Origin of the sequence: Tropicimonas sediminicola, from assembly GCF_900188335.1 — a bacterium.
GTDB classification, from domain to species: Bacteria; Pseudomonadota; Alphaproteobacteria; order Rhodobacterales; family Rhodobacteraceae; genus Tropicimonas; species Tropicimonas sediminicola.
Genome location: NZ_FZOY01000010.1, coordinates 180035 through 194694, shown reverse-complemented (window position 1 = coordinate 194694; position 14660 = coordinate 180035). Strand labels below are relative to the sequence as shown.

The 14660-nt window shown below is 66.1% G+C and carries 15 protein-coding genes; 1 reads left to right on the top strand and 14 read right to left on the bottom strand.

From position 1 onward, the window contains the following. Positions 1-94: hypothetical protein (locus tag CHB86_RS21130; protein WP_141134874.1), on the bottom strand; the 94-nt coding region annotated here is incomplete at its 3' end. Positions 95-675: 581 nt separating this feature from the next. On the opposite strand from CHB86_RS21130, the gene CHB86_RS21125 reads away from it, so the two are divergent. Next, the gene (locus tag CHB86_RS21125; RefSeq protein ID WP_089235099.1) at positions 676-2613 is read left to right on the top strand and encodes a calcium-binding protein; all 1938 of its coding nucleotides are present in this window, start codon (positions 676-678) and stop codon (positions 2611-2613) included. A 47-nt stretch (positions 2614-2660) separates the two neighbouring features. On the opposite strand, the gene CHB86_RS21120 is transcribed toward CHB86_RS21125, so the two are convergent. The 13 genes from CHB86_RS21120 to CHB86_RS21060 all read right to left on the bottom strand — a co-directional run bounded on the left by CHB86_RS21120 (position 2661) and on the right by CHB86_RS21060 (position 14622). Further along, a complete protein-coding gene (locus CHB86_RS21120; RefSeq protein ID WP_089235098.1) occupies positions 2661-3332 on the bottom strand; it encodes a helix-turn-helix transcriptional regulator in 672 nt (223 codons plus the stop codon). Between the two features lie 272 nt (positions 3333-3604). Next, positions 3605-4393 (bottom strand): ABC transporter ATP-binding protein, encoded by a 789-nt coding sequence (locus CHB86_RS21115; protein WP_089235097.1) that lies wholly within the window; start codon positions 4391-4393, stop codon positions 3605-3607. Continuing rightward, entirely contained in the window at positions 4390-5190 is an 801-nt protein-coding gene (locus CHB86_RS21110; RefSeq protein WP_089235096.1) for an alpha/beta fold hydrolase, read from the bottom strand. The genes CHB86_RS21115 and CHB86_RS21110 overlap by 4 nt, the downstream gene beginning before the upstream one ends. A gap of 1 nt (position 5191) precedes the next feature. Beyond that, positions 5192-6010, bottom strand: coding sequence for an ABC transporter permease (locus tag CHB86_RS21105; protein ID WP_245838246.1), 819 nt, complete (start codon positions 6008-6010; stop codon positions 5192-5194). Next, positions 6010-6396, bottom strand: a complete 387-nt coding sequence (locus CHB86_RS21100) for a Rid family hydrolase (protein ID WP_089235095.1) — start codon at positions 6394-6396, stop codon at positions 6010-6012. Before CHB86_RS21100 ends, CHB86_RS21105 begins: the two co-directional genes overlap by 1 nt. A gap of 23 nt (positions 6397-6419) precedes the next feature. Then, a complete protein-coding gene (locus tag CHB86_RS21095) occupies positions 6420-7115 on the bottom strand; it encodes an isochorismatase family protein (RefSeq protein ID WP_089235094.1) in 696 nt (231 codons plus the stop codon). After that, positions 7112-8125 (bottom strand): ABC transporter substrate-binding protein, encoded by a 1014-nt coding sequence (locus CHB86_RS21090; protein WP_089235093.1) that lies wholly within the window; start codon positions 8123-8125, stop codon positions 7112-7114. The genes CHB86_RS21095 and CHB86_RS21090 overlap by 4 nt, the downstream gene beginning before the upstream one ends. Before the next feature lie 137 nt (positions 8126-8262). Beyond that, a complete protein-coding gene (locus CHB86_RS21085; protein ID WP_089235092.1) occupies positions 8263-9168 on the bottom strand; it encodes a LysR family transcriptional regulator in 906 nt (301 codons plus the stop codon). Between the two features lie 78 nt (positions 9169-9246). Next, positions 9247-9909, bottom strand: coding sequence for an ATP-binding cassette domain-containing protein (locus CHB86_RS21080; protein WP_089235091.1), 663 nt, complete (start codon positions 9907-9909; stop codon positions 9247-9249). Continuing rightward, on the bottom strand, positions 9906-11621 hold the full coding sequence (locus CHB86_RS21075) for an ABC transporter permease (RefSeq protein ID WP_089235090.1): 1716 nt from the start codon (positions 11619-11621) through the stop codon (positions 9906-9908). Before CHB86_RS21075 ends, CHB86_RS21080 begins: the two co-directional genes overlap by 4 nt. Next, positions 11618-12805: an ABC transporter substrate-binding protein gene (locus tag CHB86_RS21070; RefSeq protein WP_089235089.1), complete on the bottom strand. Its 1188-nt coding sequence runs from the start codon at positions 12803-12805 to the stop codon at positions 11618-11620. Before CHB86_RS21070 ends, CHB86_RS21075 begins: the two co-directional genes overlap by 4 nt. A gap of 13 nt (positions 12806-12818) precedes the next feature. Then, on the bottom strand, positions 12819-13493 hold the full coding sequence (locus CHB86_RS21065; protein ID WP_089235088.1) for a CDP-alcohol phosphatidyltransferase family protein: 675 nt from the start codon (positions 13491-13493) through the stop codon (positions 12819-12821). A 511-nt stretch (positions 13494-14004) separates the two neighbouring features. Next, on the bottom strand, positions 14005-14622 hold the full coding sequence (locus tag CHB86_RS21060) for a TetR/AcrR family transcriptional regulator (protein ID WP_176442965.1): 618 nt from the start codon (positions 14620-14622) through the stop codon (positions 14005-14007). Positions 14623-14660 lie beyond the last annotated feature (38 nt).

Here is a 14660-nt window from a genome sequence, read left to right as displayed (position 1 = left end):
CATCAACCGCAACAACCTCGTGACCGTCCTTCGCAAGACAGGCCGCCGAAACAACCCCGACATACCCAATCCCGAAAATGCTTATCCGTGCCATCATAAAAGTCCCGATTGTTCTTGGTTTCGCTGGTGCGGCGACCAGATGTTTCCGCAAACAGCGTGAGGTTTTCTGCGAGTGCGAAGGAGTCGGGGAAACCGGCGAGCAGCCACCGAAATGTCGCAATTTCTGCGATTCCCGATTGCTGCTTTTCCGCAGAAATGTCGGGCAAAAGTGAAAAATCCGCCCGATTGTTTGCAAATTGTGGCCACATCTTGACGTTTTTGGTTGCTGCGGTGCGGCAGGAAACGCTGCGTTCGTAATTTGGAAACGACGCTTTCGGGCCCGTTTTTCAGGATATTTCGGGAAACCCGCGCCCCGCATCGCCCGAATTTTGGGCCACCGGGAATCTCGGCGAAATCTCCCGGTCGGAAGTGGCACCGTCCCGCGCGATTTCGCGCATTCCAGATGTTTTCACCGTGGTGCCTTCCAAACGCCTCTTTGTCTCCCTGAAATGAGGCCGAACGATCCGTCCGGGCGCGCCATGTGCCGGGCCGGAGCGAAACCACTCAAATCGAAATGACACGACGAAGGGCATCATTGTGACCACCCTCCAACTCACCCCTGTTCGTGGGGCCACCATGCTGACGCTGGATGAAGCCATCCCCACCGGGAGCCTTGCCGCGATCCTCGACGCGATCGCCCCGGACACGATCCTCCGTTATGGCACGTTTGACAGTCCCACCATCTTCATTGCCGACGACGATGGCCACGAGGCGGCCGAGGTCTATGACGTGGCGCTTGGCGAGAGCCTGCGAATCGTCAATGACGGGCTCACCGGCAGCCGGACGCTGCGGCTCGAGACGGGTCACGGGATCGAGGCGGGCGACCAGATCTGGATCACCAGCGAGATTGCGGCCGACCCGGCGGAGTATCCGGGCATCGACGATTGGGGTGGCACGGTGACGGTGTCGTTCCTCGTGACGGTCGAGCGCGTCGGGGGCAATTCCATCGCGCTGGAAGAGCGGCTCCCCTTCGATCTCGACGCCGGCAGCCTTGCGGTTCAGACCGTGGAGTCCGTGGAGGCGGGCAGCTTCACCGGGTTCTCCTCCGACGAGACATCGGGAGCGGGTCAGGAGCCGGGGGCGGGCGATGTGATCGACGTCGCGGCGGGCACCAGCCTCGTCGATCTCCAGGAGATCGTCGACAACGCCGCGGATGGCAGCGTGATCCGCCTCGAGGCGGGCACATATACCTTCGATGCGGCGCTGGAGATCACCCGGTCGAACATCACGCTGGAGGGCGCAGGCACCGGCGAAACGATCATCGTGGCGACCGCAGCGAGTGCCGGGGCGCCGACGATCCAGGTCGGCCCGTCGATCTACAACGCGGATCTTGGCGATCCGATCGCGCTGACCGAGACCGCTGCCGCCGGATCGAGCACCTTGCGCCTCGAGAGCGGTCACGGGCTCGAGGTCGGCGACCGGATCTGGATCAGCCGCGAGAACACCGAGGCCTATTTCGAGGAGATCGGCGACACCGAATGGCAGGAGGACGCGGCACTGCGCACGTTTCTTGTCGAGGTCGCGAATGTCGGCGGCAATTCCGTCTCCCTGACCGAGGCCTTGCCGTTCGAGTTCACGCCGTCGGAAAGCACGGTGCAGACCATCGGGATGCTGGATGACGTCTCGATCTCGGGGATCACGCTGGCGAATACCTATGGCACCTCCGACCCCTCCGATTTCAGCAACACGATCAACGCGGAGACCCGCGCGGTGGCACTCAGCGTCAGCGGGACGGACGGGCTGTCTCTCAGCGATATCGAGATCAGCGAGGCGGCGTCGCACGGCTTCGCGCTGGCCAAGACAATCAACGCAGAGGTCGACAATCTCTGGGTGCATGGCGCCCAGAACAAGGGGTCGGGCGGCAATGGCTACGCGCTGTGGATCCGCGATGTCTATCACAGCGCGTTCACGAACCTGACGCTGGAGGACAGCCGACACGGGGTGCTGTTCAGCAGCTACACCAGCGCCACCGACAATTACGTCCACGTCTCCTCCACAAACCGGGACATCAACTTTCACGGCGGACAGGACCAGGACAACGTGGTCGTCGTGGACGCTCTGGTCCGCGAGGGGGAGGAGCAGGCGTATCTTGGCACCACGCTCTTCATCAACGAGGGCGAGAGCTACGGCGCGCCGACGGACCCGGAAGCCAACGAGGTCAGTTTCGCCTATGTCGTCGGGACGGTGCGTCAGGATCTGATCTATGCCGACGACGGCGGTGCGGAGATCCATTCCTCCGAGGCCGCGGACACGATCTACACCGCCGCTGGCGACGATTTCGTCTTTGCGGAATCCGGGCACGACATGCTCTACGCCTCCGCGGGCGATGATTTCTTCGATGGCGGGTCCGGATCGGACACCCTGATCTTCGACGCTGCCGCCAGTGGCTATGCGATCTCGGCGACGGCCGATGGCGTGAAGATCGCCAACTGGGCCGGAACGACGGAGGCCGTGGACATCGAAACCTTCATCTTCGACGGCATGACCTACAGTGAGTCCGATCTCATCGGCTGACGTGGCCCGGGCGAAGGCGGCGAACGTTCGCCGCCTTCAATCCGATCTCAGATCAGCCGGTTCGCGAGCGCGTACTGGACGATGTCGGAGCGGCTGGAGAGGTTCAGCTTCTTCGCTGCCCGCGACTTGTAGGTGATGACGGTACGCTCGCTGAGCCCGAGATCTTCCGAGATCTGCTTGAGTGCCTTGCCGCGGGCAAAGGACAGCAGGACCGCGTTCTCCCGCGGACTGAGCCTGTCGTCGCTGCGCGGCACGATCCGCGACACCAGGACGTCCGGCGCCAATCCCTCTCCGGACGACACCGACCGGCTGAAATACATCGCGCCGCGATGCGCGCTCAGGGTCGCCAGTACCAGGTTTTCCGGCTCGTCGGACTTGCTGACATGGCACAGGTTATCTGCACTGTCCGGCGCAAGAAATTGATCGCGAGATGTCTGGGTGGAATACGCGACGAATGCCGCGTCCTTCCTGAGTTTTCGCACGCGCGCCATGAATGCGCCGACGTCTTCATCGATCTGGCAAGGGTCGAAAATCACTACGTTGCAGGGCGCGACATCGCGATCGGAGGCCGGCTGGCCGTCCTTCAATTCAACGACACGCCCCTGAATCATCCCGCTTTCCGCGAGAAGTACCAATACACCTTTGGCCAGGACGGGGTTCTGTTCTGCGATGCCGGCGACAATCGTCGACGGCTTCGCGCAGGTCGTGATATTGACCATTCCCAATACTGATCCTCGAGTCGTTGGCGCCACCCACCCTTCGACACGAGTCGAGCTAACGCGGGCATTGTAACAACTTCAACGAAACCGGGTCGCCCCGGCAACAATGCAGGGGATTTGCCTATTTTTTGATGCGAATTGGACGAAATGGCCCTGTGCCCAGCCGTCCTGACTCCGTCTCGGGCGTCCCGAGGGGCGTAATGGCGGTGGCCGGTCCGGCCGGTCGCAGCGCATTCCCGGCGGCGAGGGGGCGGAGCGGCCGGCCATGTTGCTCAGTGGCGCGGGGTCAGTTCGAGTTCCTGCCAGATGGTCGAGAACAGCTGCTGGTATTCAGGCCGGTCACGGACGGCGACCGGGTCCACATCCTCGACGCCCCAGGGTGTCTCGTAGATCGACTTGACCGTGGCCGGGCGGTTCGTCAGCACGACGATCCGGTTCGCCATCGAAATGGCCTCGCCGATGTCATGGGTGATCAGGATCACGCTTCGGCCTTCCTCGCGGATGATCCGTTTCACGTCCGCCTGCAGAAGGATGCGGGTCTGGAAGTCGAGCGCCGAGAACGGCTCGTCGAGCAGGATCACATCGGGGTTGAAGGCCAGCGTGCGCATCAGCGCCGCGCGTTGCCGCATGCCGCCTGACAGGCCCGAGGGTTTCGACCGTTCGAAGCCGGACAGGCCGTAGCGGTCGATCAGGTCCTGCGCCTTGACGCGGGCCTCGGCCCTGGGGCAGCCGCGGATCTCCAGCCCGAGCGTGATGTTGTCGATCACGCTGCGCCAGGGCAGCAGAAGGTCCTTCTGCAGCATGTAGCCGACATGGCCTGTGGCCTGCTCAACCTTGGTGCCGCCGACGGTGACCTGCCCGCCCTGCAGCGGGATCAGCCCGGCGATGGCGTTGAACAGCGTGGTCTTGCCGCAGCCGGAGGGGCCGACCAGCGCGAGGATCTCGCCCCGGTGCAGCTCGAGCGTGATGTCCCGCACGGCCTCCACCGGCCTGTCGGTGTCTTCATTATAGACGACGCGGGCGTGATCGGCGGTCAGGACAGCGGGATGTGCGGTGCTCATGCGGCCTCTCCTTGCAGGAAACTCAGGGCGATCTCGTTGAACTCCTCCGGCAGGACCTGGCTCGCCGCGTGGCCGCCGTCCGGCATGATCGACAGGCTCGCGTTGGGGATGGCGGCGGCGAGCTCCTCGGAGAAATAGGCTGGGGTGAGGTGGTCGTTCGCCACGCCCATCACCAGCACCTCGTGCTGAATGCGAGGCAGCTCTGCCGTGCGGTCGAAGGCCAGCAAAGCGTCGATTCGGCTTTCCATGATGCCGACATCGTGGTCACCGCCATAGATCCCGCTCTCGCCGCGTTCGATCGCGTCGATGTTGTCCCGGATCCACCAGCTCGGGTTCAGGAACAGCGGGGTGGCCTTGATATAGGCCTCGGGCCCGACCGACAGCAGGAGCTGCTTGCGGGTCTCGAAGCAGCGACGAAAGAAGCCGTCCGCCTTGGTCCAGGCCGCGGCGAGGATGATCCGCCCCAGCCGCTCCGGGTGATCTAGCGCAATGACCTGCGCGATGGCGGCCCCGGTGGAATGGCCCACGAAATCCGCCTGCTCGATGCCGAGCGCATCCATCAGCGCCAGCGTGTCGGTGGCCATCTGCTCGACCGAATAGGTGATCTGCGACCGGCTCGACTGGCCAGTGCCGCGGTGGTCGTGAAGGATGACACGGAAGCTGCGGGAAAAGGCGTCGATCTGCGGGGTCCAGTAGGCGCCGATGCCACCAAGCCCGGCCACCATGACGAGCGGGCGGCCGGAGCCGTGTTCCTCGAAATAGAGCTTGTCGCCGTCGGGGAGGGTGATGTGCGGCATGTCAGTGCTCCAGGTCGAGATAACGCTCGAGACGCGCGACGATGGCTTCGAGCAGAAGCGCCATGATCATGAGGCTGAAGATGCCGACCCAGACCGAGTTCAGGTCATAGAGCTGCCCGGCATAGTAGACCATGTAGCCCAGGCCCGCTTCGGCCGAGATGTATTCGCCCACGACCGCGCCGATCAGCGCGAAGCCCACGTTGAGGCGCAAGGCCGAGACGATCCACGGCAGGCTGCCGGGCACGACGATGGTGCGAAAGGTCTGCCAGGGCGAGGCGCCCAGAGATTTCATCAGGCGGATCAGGTCGGGGTCGATCTCCTGCGTGCCCTTGTAGGCCTGCAGGAAGGCCACGATGAAGGTGATGATCGACGCGATGGCGATCTTGCTCTCCATCCCCAGGCCGAACCACACGATGATCAGCGGCGCGAGCGCGATCTTCGGCACGCCGTTCAGCGCGATCATGTAGGGGTGCAGGATCCTGGCCCAGAGCGGCGAGAGCCACAGCAGCAGGCCACCCGCGCTGCCAAGGGCGCAGCCGATCACGAAGCCGAGGACGACCTCCTGTCCGGTCACCCAGAAATGCCGCAGCAAGCTGCCGTCGGCCAATTGTGCGGCGAAGGATTGCAGCACGCCGAGAGGCGTGCCGTAGATGAAGGGCTTGAGCCAGCCGGCCCAGAGGCCGACCTGCCAGAAGGCGATGATGACCAGCAGAACACCCATCTGGTAGGCGCGTATGCGCATCGCCTCGCCCAGACCGCTGCGCCGCGTCGGGCGCGGCGTCGCGGCGGGCTGGGAGTTGATGTCGGCAGCCATGCTCATCAGGGCTGCCCGAGATAGGCGGTCGCCGCGATCTCGACCAGCAGTTCTTCCCGCACCAGTTCGGAGATGATGCAATAGCGCGCGGGCGGGTTGGCGCCGAAATACTCGGCGTAGACCTCGTTGAAGGCCGCGTAATCCTCGCGGTTCTTGATGAAGATCGCGTTGTAGCAGACATCGGCGAGGCTGCCGCCGGCGCCCTCGACCACGCGTTTGATCTCTTCGATGACGTAGCGGGTCTGCGCCTTCACATCGCCTTCGTAGAGGCTCTCGCCGTTCGGACCGAGTGCGAGTATGCCGGCGACATAGAGCGTGTCGCCGACACGGGAGCCGGGAACGAAGGGGGCGATGGGCTTGGGGGCGCCTTCGGGGATGACGGGTGTGAACATGGGTCTTTCCTCTGTGTATCGGCTCAGGCGGGCAGGGTCTCGACCAGGGCGTCGAGAGTCGTGGTCCAGCCGAAGAATGTGCGGACGTTGAAGATGGTGGCCTCGTGCACCGCGCGTGGGCCGGCCTGCAGACAGCAGTCCTCGACCATCACGGGGTAGTATTCGAGACCGAAGGCATCGCGGATGGTCGTCTCGACGCAGACGTTGGTGGCGACGCCGCAGACAAGCAGAGTGCGGATTCCGCGGGAGCGCAGGATCGAATCGAGCGGCGTGCTGACGAAACCCGAATACCGCGGTTTCTGCACGAGGATGTCGCCTTCCTCGACCTTGAGCGCGTCGATCAGCTCATAGTCCCAGCCGCCCTTGGCAAGCAGCTGGCCATGCAGTTCCGGCCGTTCGCGCATCACGCGCAGGGCGTTCGACTTGGCCTGGTTGGTCGACAGCGGACCGCCGGCCTCCACGTAATCTGCGTCCCAGCCGTTCTGCAGGAACACGACCTGGATGCCGCTTTCGCGGCAGAGCCGGGCCAGCGTGGCGACATTCTGGTTCACCTCCGCGGAGCCCGAGATGTCGAACCCGGCGAGGTCGAGGTATCCGCCACAGGACGCATAGGCGTTCTGCATGTCCACGACGATGAGCGCCGTGGATGCGGGATTGAAAGTGACCGGTTGGGGCTCCGCCGGCAGTTCGAGGCCGACGGGGGATTTCACGTCCTTCATGCGAGGCCGAACTCCTGGGACGCCTTCTCGGCGAAGCTGCTGTCGACCATCTGCTCGTAGGGCAGATCGGCGCGCAGCGTGCCTGCGCCGGCCTCGTGCTCCACCAGCGTGCGCCATTCCTGCTCGGTGATGACCGGGTTGCGCGGAACCAGCGGCACGTCGCCAAAGAAACGTGCCCGTGCGGCCGCGATCACCGCCGGATCGACCTGCGGGAATTCCTTGGTCGCCACGTCGACGAAGACCTGCTCGTCCTCGTGCAGCTGCTTTTCGGCCTCGGCGATGGCGTTGCAATAGGCCTGCACCGCGTCCGGGTTCGCGTCGAGGAAGTCCTTGGTCACGAAGGTCGAGGAGAAGACCGCCGGGCCAAGCGCCTCGCCCAGCGAATAGACCACCTCGAGATCGAACTGGGTGGCGCCGATCGAGGCGTCCCATTCGAACACGGTGGCGAAATCGGCGCGTCCATCGGCCACCGCCTGAAGCTGCGCACCGAAGGGCAGCTGCAGCCAGGTCACGTCCGCTTCCGGGTCCATCCCGGCCTTCTGCATGGCGTAGAACGGCGTGGTGTAGGTGTTGGAGGGGAACTTCAGCGTGGCGATGGTCTTGCCGGCGAAATCCTCCGGGCCGTTGAAGCTCGTGCCCTGCTTCGCCACGACCCAGACCGAGATCATCCCGGCGATCTTGGCGATGTTGACCATCTGTGCGCCCTCGACGGTGGCATTGATCGACATGCCTGTACCGGTAACCGCGAAATCGGCGGCGTTCGAGAGCAGCGCGGGCACCGGTTGTGCGATGCCGCCGGCGGTCTTGAGGTCCGGGGTCAGGCCGTGTTTCTCGAAGAAACCGCCGTTCATGGCGGCGTAGAGCGGCATGTAGAGGCCGAGGTGAATGGCTTCCGAAATCATCGCCGGGGTGGCAGCCCGCGCCGTGCGGGGCAGACCGAGAGCCGCGGTGCCGGCAAGGCCTGCCATTCCCAGAACAAAGCTCCGCCGGTCCGTGAACGACTGCGTCATGGACATCTCCTGTTGGATCGCTGTTGTGAACCGGCCTCGCGACGGATCGCATGCGGGCCGGATGATCAGAGCATACCGGGAGCTTCTGCTTCAAAAAGTGCTGATGCAGCACCGCGATGTTGCGTCAAACGCAACACCTAGGGGCGCGGGATCGCCTCGAAATGCGCCACGAGCTCGGCGGAGAGCGCCTTGGCGGCGAACGAGAGCTCCCGGTCGCGGTGCACGCAGACCGTGATGCGGGAGGCCGCGAGGTCGGCGCATTCGATACGCAGCGCCCGAAGCCGGCCGGCGGCGATGTCCTTGCCCACCATGAAGGCCGGCATGAAGGCGACCGCGTCTCCGTTCATCGCGACCCTCTTGGTGAGTTCGAGCGAGTTGGTGTTGATCGCCAGCCGTGGCCGGCCAGGGAGACGCGCGATCGCGGCGTCCACCATGCGGCGCATCCCGAAGGATTGCTCGGGAAGGGCAAGCGGCCATTCGAGTACGTCGCTCAGCCGCAACGGGGCGGGGGCGAGATCGAGCGGATGGCCCGGGCGGACGATGCAGCACAGCGGTTCGACATGCTCCGCGACTGTGGCGATGTCGTTGCGGTGCGGACCGTTGAAGGTGATGCCGATGTCGGCGATGTCATCCAGCAACGCACTGACGATGCCATCGGTGGAATCGAGGCGGATTTCGAACCCGATCTGGGGGTGCTTGGCGGTGAAGGCGCTGATGACCGCGGGCAGGAATTCGGCGACCAGCCCTTCGGCGGCATAGAGCGTCACCTGCCCGCGATGCAGCCCGCGCAGGTCGTCGATGGCATCCTTCACCCGCTCGAGATCGCGAAAGGTCTTCTGGGTATGGCGCGACAGCAGGGTTCCGGCGTCGGTGAGCGTGACGCCCTTGCGGCTGCGCTCGAAAAGCGGGGCGCCGAGTTCGTGTTCGAGCGCGGAGATGGCACGGCTGACCGACGAGGCGGTCACATGCAACACCTCCGCCGCCCGCCGGATCGAGCCGGCGCGGGCGGTTTCGTGAAAATAGCGGAGCGCGGTGAATTCCATGCCCCTGATATGCCTCGCCGCCGCGCGGTTGTCAGCCTCGCGCAGGCAAGGAACCTCCGCCAGCAGACCTTGCGCGGGCTATTTGCGCGAAGTCTGCACCTGCGAGGGCGCCAGGTCGATCACGGGTCCCGCCGCGGCTTCGGCGTCGGCGACATCGTGGGTGACCATCAAGGCGGGAATGTTCCGCTGGCGGATATGCTCGAAGGTGAAGGCCCGCATCTCGGCACGCAGCGCGACGTCCAGCTTGGAGAACGGCTCGTCGAGCAACAGGGCGTGTGGCTCTGCGAGCAGCGTGCGCATCAGCGCCGCGCGGGACCGTTGCCCGCCGGAGAGCGTCGCTGGATCCCTGTCGTAGAGGCCCGCAAGCCCGGCCGCCTCCAGCGCCTCGTCTACGGCACGCCGGCGCGCCGCGCGACCACGAACATTGCGTGCCAGCCCGAAGGCAAGGTTGTCGCCCACCGAGAGATGCGGGAACAGGACAGAGTCCTGGAACATCAGCCCGACGCGCCGCGCTTCCGCAGGCAGGCCGCAGAGATCCCGGCCATCGAGGAGAATGCGGCCCTCGAGCGCGAAACCCTGCGTCAGATGCCCGCCGATTGCGTCCAGCAGCGTGGATTTGCCGATGCCGGAGGGGCCGATGATTGTGGCGATCTCGCCCGGACCGGCGACAAGGCTCGTCGGCGGAAACAGCGGGGCCCCGCCCTGCGCGCGGATGACGACATCACGGAGTTCCAGGGTCATGCGATTCCTTCCGATGTCAGGGCGCGCCGGTTGCGGTGCATGAACGCCGGGATAGCGAAGGCGGCGGCATAGGCGAGGAAGGGAAGCCCGGCCTGCAGCGTCGCATAAACCCCGGTGATGCGGCGGTCCGAGGAGGAGGAGAGGGTGACGGCTTCGGTGGTCAGCGAGGCGACGCGCCCCGCGCCGATGAAGAGCGTCGGCAGGTACTGCGCCACGGAGACGGCCACGCCGATCGCGGCGGCGGTCAGGATCGGTGTCAGCAGGATCGGAAGCTTGACCGCGAAAAGCCGCCTCCAGGGGCCGGCCCCCAGCGATCCGGCGGCGCGCAGGAGCCGCCGGTCGAGCGCGCGCCAGGGATCGGACAGCGCGATCATGACATAGGGAAAGACGAAGAGCGTATGCGCCCAGACCACCGCGGCGAGATCCCCGGAGACACCGAGGCGGAGGAAAGCCACGTTCAACCCGTAGAGGAACGCGATCTGCGGGACCAGGAGCGGCAGGTAGATCAGCGCGCTGGCCCACCCGCCACGGCGCATCCCGGCGCGATCCTCCCCCTCGAGCCAGGCGATCGCCAATGCGAGCGCCGCCGCCGTGCTGCCCGCCGCGAGGATCACGGTCGTGGCGAGCGCCGCGCCCCAGCCGCTGCCCGGGGTGCTCCAGGCGCGCAGCGACCAGCTCTCGGGCAGCAGCGCGGGCCAGGGCCATCGCCAGGCCAACGACCAGAGCAGCAGCGAGGCCATCGCCAATGCACCGAGCGCCATCAGCGCACCGGTGAACCAGGTCGCGAGCCTGAGGCCCGGCTCGGCCGTCACGCCACGGCCGCCCCGGCGCAGCCACCAGAGCCCTGCAGCCCGCACCAGCCGCTCCAACGCGAAGAGCGCCGCGAAGGCGAGCGCCACCAGCGCACCCTGCAGGAGCGCGCCAGCCGAGGCGGGCAGGATGCGGGACAGATCGGGGTCGGAAAACAGGCGCAGAAGCATGACGGCGAGCGTGGGCGGATTCGACGGCCCGAGGATCAGCGCCATGTCCACCGCCGACAGCGCATAGGCCAGCACGACCATCACCGGCAGCCGGATCAGCGGCCAGACCTGCGGCATGATCACCTTGATCCAGACGATCCCCCGCCCATAGCCGAGCGACCGCCCGGCGGTCAGGTGCGCTCGCACCGGCAGCTGGCTCAGGGCCGAAAGGATGACGAGCAGCAGGAACGGCACCTCCTTGACCATCAGCCCGAGGATCAGCGCGCCGCCCCACGGGTCGTTGACCGTGGCCAGCATCGGCGGGCGGTCCCATCCGAGCACCGGGGCGAAGGCGCGGGCGATCCAGCCGGAGGGGGACAGCAGGAACGCCAGCCCGATCGCCATCGCCGCGTGGGGCGCGGCGAGAAAGGGTGTCAGGATGCGCCCGCCGGCGCGCTGGCTCAGCCGGCCGTGGACGGCGGCGCAGAAGCCGATGGCGAGCAGCAGCGACAGAAGTGTTGCGCCGACCCCGGTGACCAGCGTCAGCCGGAGGCTCGTGGCAAGGCCAGGCATCTCCGCGAGTTCGCGCCAGGGCGCGAGGGACACCTCACTGGCACCGATGGCGGGCAGCAGGCCGAAGCTGGCGCGGCTGGTCTCCCAGAAGCCGGCGAGGATCGGCAGCAGGATGCCGGCGATCACCACGCCCAGCACAGCCCCGCGCAGCAGGCGTCCGTCTCCGGCCCGGGATCTCATTTCGTGTAGCGTCGCGCCCATTCCTCGGTCAGCCGCGTCATCCAGCTCGGGTGCGGTTCCGGCAGGGTCGGGCCGAGCGCCTCCAGCGTCGGCAGCGCAGGCGCGGTTGGAAGTGCGTCGAAGGCAGCGCGGGCCTCCTCGTCGAGCCGCGCCGGATCGAGCACGGAAAAGGATCCCATCACCTCGATGTTCTGCATCCTCGCCTGGACCGCCGGGTCGAGCAGGAAGTTCGCGACGACCTGCGCGCCCTCGGCATTCGCGGCGTTGTAGGGAATGGCCACGAAGCTCACGTTGCCGATGGAGCCCCCCGCGGGGACGAAGACACGGGCGCTCTCCGGCAGCAGACCCTGCGCGATCATCGCCGCGGTCGAGGCCGGGTCGAACGACATCGCAATATCGACCTCGCCGTCGTTCAGCAATTGTTGCTGCACGCTTTCGTTCTCGGGAAAGGTCTCGCCACCGCGCCAGAGGTGCGGGCGCAGCGCGTCATACCAGGCCCAGAGCGGCTCGGTCTGCGCGGCGAATGCGGCCTCGTCCGTCGGTTCGAGCAACCGCGCAGGATCGGGCGCCAGCTCGACCAGCGCCTGTTTCAGGAAGGTGGCGCCCATGAAGTTGGACGGTGCAGGGTGGGTGAAGCGACCCGGATTGGCCGCAGCCCAGTCTGGGAAATCGGCCATCGTCTTCGGCGGGGAGTCGATCCGGGCGCTGTCGTAGGCGAAGACGAAGCGCGCCAGCCGCCAGGGGCTCTCCATGCCATCGACCGGCACGGTGAAGTCGAGCGATGCGGCCGCGTCCGGCGCCAGGTCGAGGTATTCTGCATTCGGCAGGTCGGAGACGAACGGGCCGAACAGCAGGTCCTGCTCTTTCATGGACAGGAAGTTCGGCCCGTTGATCCAGATAAGGTCCACCGAGCCGTCCTCGTCCCGGCCCGCCGCACGCTCCGAGAGAACGCGCGTCACCGCCTCGGCCGTGTCGGTCAGCCGAACGTGCTGGACCGAAACGCCGAAGCGTTCCTCGGTCTCCTCGCCCACCCAGGCGATGAAGGCGTTGGTCCGGGCATCGCCGCCCCACGCATTCCAGTAGACCGTCTGTCCGCGCGCGGCCTCGAGCGTCTCCGGCCAGTCGGCCAGTGTTGGGCTGGCCGCAAGGGCTGCGGCTAGCGAGAGGAGTGCGGTGCGGAGCATTGGGGGACCTCGTCTAGCGATCGATCTGAACCAGGGCCGGCGCGTGGTGCGTCTCTGGCCGCGATTGTGAAATGGTGTCGCTCGGGGCGAGCATGACCCAGCCCTGGTACCAGCGGCTGAACGCCGTCATCACGCAGGCGGTTGCGAAGAGGTAGGCCAGAAGCGGAAAGAACGACGGGGCGAGGCACATCAGCACGAAAACCGAGATCGTTTCGGCCCCTTCCGTCAGCCCGCCGAGGTAGTAGATGCCCTTGGAGGGGTATTTCTCGGTCGAGATCTTCCGCTTGGCCGCGATGGTCGCGAAGGCCAGGAACGAGGATCCGGTGCCGACGAAGGCGGTGATCAGGGCGGCGGCGGCAAGCGCGTTCGCGTCGGGGTCCGCCAGGGCAAAGCCGAGCGGCACCAGCGCGTAGAAGGCGAAATCGAAGGCGATGTCGATAAAGGCGCCGCGGTCGGTCGGTCCCGTGATCCGCGCAATCGCCCCGTCGAGCCCGTCCATCAGTCGGTTCAGCAGGATCAGCGCGAGGGCGAGCCAATAGGCGCCGAATGCCAGCGCTGGCAGGCTGAGCGCGCCGAGAACGAAGCCCGCAAGCGTGACCTGATCGGCGCTCACGCCCATGGCAACCAGGCGTTGCGCTGGGGGATGCAGGATGCGCCGCTGGAGCGGAAGGATGCGGGCGTCGATCATGCGTGTCTCCGGGCGGGCGTCTGCCGTTCAGCCGGGCAGGGAGCATGGCCGGCGGGCAGGCGCCGTGCCAAGGCCCCTGCATTGGTCAGCACCGTGTTGGGGGCAGGTCTTTCCACGTCACAGCTCCGTACAGGTATGCCCGACGCCGCGCCAAGGGCGTCAGTTCCGAATGGGTCATAGCCCATATTCAGAACGAGGGGTCTGAAAACTGGCTCGTTTTCTGTCAACTGAGCGTGAGACCAGACGGGGTTTGCCTCGCGTTTCCGTTTGCGGGGGAAGCCATGCAGCGACAGCCATCCTGAGCTCCGGTGCCCGGTCCGGGGCGTTCTTGCGTTCTGCATGTTCGGGACCTGCTCTCTTCGGTTCTCTTTGCCGGCTTCCGGTCAACTGTAGGTCTTTGCTGGAGCATTACCACAGCGCGGTCCCGGCGAACCACAGGCAGTCTCCGGCCCGAATGGTGAACTGGCCGGTCTCGAGGTCACGAGGCCGTTGGCCCTTGGCATTCCGGGTTTCACCGGCAAAGCGATCGCTCGCTGCAAAGGGTCGCAAGCGTCACCTCTGCGATGGCTTCGAGATCCACAGCCGTCGCGCCGGCTCTTGCCCGCAGCATCATGCCACGGGCAACAGCGGCCAGCATGCCGGCGAGCGCGCGGGCGTTGTCCGGGGCGTCGGCACCATGCGACAGGCGTTCGTGGATGCGGTTCTCGAGGGCCGTGAAACGGCTGTCGAGCTCCTGGCGGAAGGTCTCGTTCGCCCCGGCCACTTCGGCCAGCACGCAGGAGATCAGGCAACCCGGCGTCTGGCTGTCTCTGGTCGCCAGCGCGACGACCGCCTCGAAGAAGCGCGCAAGGTCGTCTTCCAGCGATCCGGCCGGGCCGAGCGCCTGGCCAATCGGCCTGAGCCGGGTGTCGACGTAATGGGCGATCGCGGCGAGGAACAGGCCCTGCTTGCCGCCGTAATCCTGGTAGAGACTGGCGCGTGGCATTCCCGTCTCGCGGCAGAGCTGGTCGATCGAGGCGGCGTCATAGCCCGAGGCCCAGAACAGCCGCACCGCGGCGTCCAGCGCCCGATCCTTCGGCACGTTCCTGGGCCGCCCGCGCGGTCGCGTCGTCTCTCCGGTCGCCTGCATTCCCTCGTCCGCCTCTGAAACCTTCGCTGCAAAGTTAG